This is a genomic window from Geminicoccus flavidas (assembly GCF_009806515.1).
Taxonomy (GTDB): Bacteria; Pseudomonadota; Alphaproteobacteria; order Geminicoccales; family Geminicoccaceae; genus Geminicoccus; species Geminicoccus flavidus.
Window position 1 is genome coordinate 1 of record NZ_WUJP01000861.1, and the last position, 1,928, is coordinate 1,928.

Annotated in this window: 3 protein-coding genes; all 3 read left to right on the plus strand. The window is 70.2% G+C overall.

Going from position 1 to position 1,928, the window contains the following annotated elements:
- A partial coding sequence (locus tag EQG76_RS24620) for a biotin/lipoate--protein ligase family protein (RefSeq protein WP_235031547.1) occupies positions 1–348 on the plus strand: 348 nt, incomplete at its 5' end.
- A 37-nt stretch (positions 349–385) separates the two neighbouring features.
- Entirely contained in the window at positions 386–1,411 is a 1,026-nt protein-coding gene (locus EQG76_RS24625; RefSeq protein ID WP_159717245.1) for a DUF6352 family protein, read from the plus strand.
- Positions 1,408–1,923 (plus strand): DUF3305 domain-containing protein, encoded by a 516-nt coding sequence (locus EQG76_RS24630; protein ID WP_159717247.1) that lies wholly within the window; start codon positions 1,408–1,410, stop codon positions 1,921–1,923. Before EQG76_RS24625 ends, EQG76_RS24630 begins: the two co-directional genes overlap by 4 nt.
- Positions 1,924–1,928: the final 5 nt, after the last annotated feature.

Here is a 1,928-nt window from a genome sequence, read left to right on the forward strand (position 1 = left end):
TCGATCATGCTCATCGCGTCGAAGCACGGGACCGGCGAGCCGGGGCTGACCCCCGATTCCACCGCGCTCGACGAAGAGGGCTGCGCGGCGGGCGGCCTGGCGGACCTTGCCGGGCAGTTCGCCCGCTGCTTCATGCGCAGCTTCGACACCTGGTATCACGAAGGCTTCGATCCGATCGGCAATCGCTATCTGGCCAGGCTGAACCTGGCAGGAACCGCCCGTCTCGAGGAGAACGGAGACCTGATCCTGCGCCATGCCGCCAACGCTCCGCCCGAACAAATGGAACTGCTCAGGGCCCTGCGCGTTCCATCCTGGCTCGATGAAAAGACCGGACGCCCGCATCTGTAAGGACGAAGCCGCTGCGCATGTACGGGAGAGCCGGTTCGTGAGGGAGTTCTGGGTTTCCAGCGGCCACCATCTCACCGGGCGAACGGAACAGGGCGAGCTCGCCGTCACCGATGCGCTGCTCCAGGCCTATCTGGCCCGGCCCGAGCTGGTGCCGCCGGCAGAAGCCTGTTCGGCGGAGCGCCGGCTCCATGCCGCACTGCTGGCGGAGCCGCGGCGTCCGGTGGTGCCGGACGAGCTTCGGGCCCTGGCCGATCCGGATGGGCGGCAGAACTGGGAGGTCATGCTGGGCTTTCGGGACCGTCTGCTGGCGGCAGGCTCGGTCGAGGCGGCCTATCGCCAGCTCGTGCACCAGGGGGCCGGGCACCTGCCGGCCCTGTTCCTCGACCAACTCGTCCACCTGATCCTGCGCAACGCGCTGGACGGCTGCGACGATCCTTACGTCCTCCGGGCGGCCGAGCTGATGTTCCGCCCGCAGCGCGTGTCCTTCCACGATGGCACGCTGCTGCTGGCCGATGACGAGATCATCGAGGCGAGGGAGCAGGCGGTGGGCCGCTCGCCGCTGCTCGCCATGCTGGGGCGGGAGCCGGTGGCCGAGCTCGACGTCATGAACCGAGACAATGCCTGGACCTACTGGAGCCGCTCCGACGCCTTCACCATGGTGCTGAACCTGGGCTCCGACCCGGCCGGGCGAGAGGCCGTGGCGCGGGCGATCGAGGCCTGGGTCGGCCATCTGCTGCAGGTCGCGGTGCAGGTCGAGCCGGTGGCGGCGGTCCAGGACCGGGAATGGCGCTGGTTCGTCGGGCTGGACGCCGAGGGCACGCGGATCGGCAACGTGCTGTGGAGTGGCAGCACGCTGGGCGAGGATGAGCGGATGCGGGTCCTGGCCCTGTTCCGCCTGACCTTTCGCGATCCCGAGGACGCCGAGACGGCGGTGCGGGGCCACCCGGTCTACCTGATCCTCGCCATGACGCCGGACCGGCGGGTGCGGATGAAGCCGCAGAACTTGGTGGCGGGGCTCCCGATCCGCGGTAGGCGGCAGGCTTCGGCAGGAGAGAGACCATGAAGCCCGAGGACCATTTCGAGGTCGGCGTGATTGTCGCTAGGCGCAGGCTGAAGGGGCCGTGGCTGGACCATGCCTGGCTGCCGGCATCGGTGCTGCCGGGCGTTCCCGCGGCGGCACCGGGGACACGGCTGGGCGGCGACGCGCAGGAGGAGCTGTTCTACGCGGGCGGCTTCGAGGTGACGCTCCATCCCAGCGCCACTAGCCATTATCGCGACAACCTCACCTCCGGCCGGCCGTCCTTGTGGGTGGCGCTGCGGCGCACGGCCGGCGACGAGTATGCGGTGGCGGCGGTCACCGCGGATCCTTACGAGGGCGAGGCGCTGGTGGACGGGCTGGAGGCGGTCGTCGAGCCGGTGCCGATGCCGCCCGCCATCCAGGCGAAGGTGGCGGCCTTCTTCGAGGCGTTCCACCAGGAGCGGACCTTCGTCAAGCGCAAGCGCAGCCGGGCCGATCCTGAGGCGCTGGCGCGCGGCGCCATCGGGACGGGCGGCCAGAAGGAGCGCAGGTCGTGAGCGAC

Bases quoted from the DNA above. Each gene is read 5' to 3' on its own strand.
- EQG76_RS24630 (WP_159717247.1), top strand. From the start codon at position 1,408: ATGAAGCCCGAGGACCATTTCGAGGTCGGCGTGATTGTCGCTAGGCGC.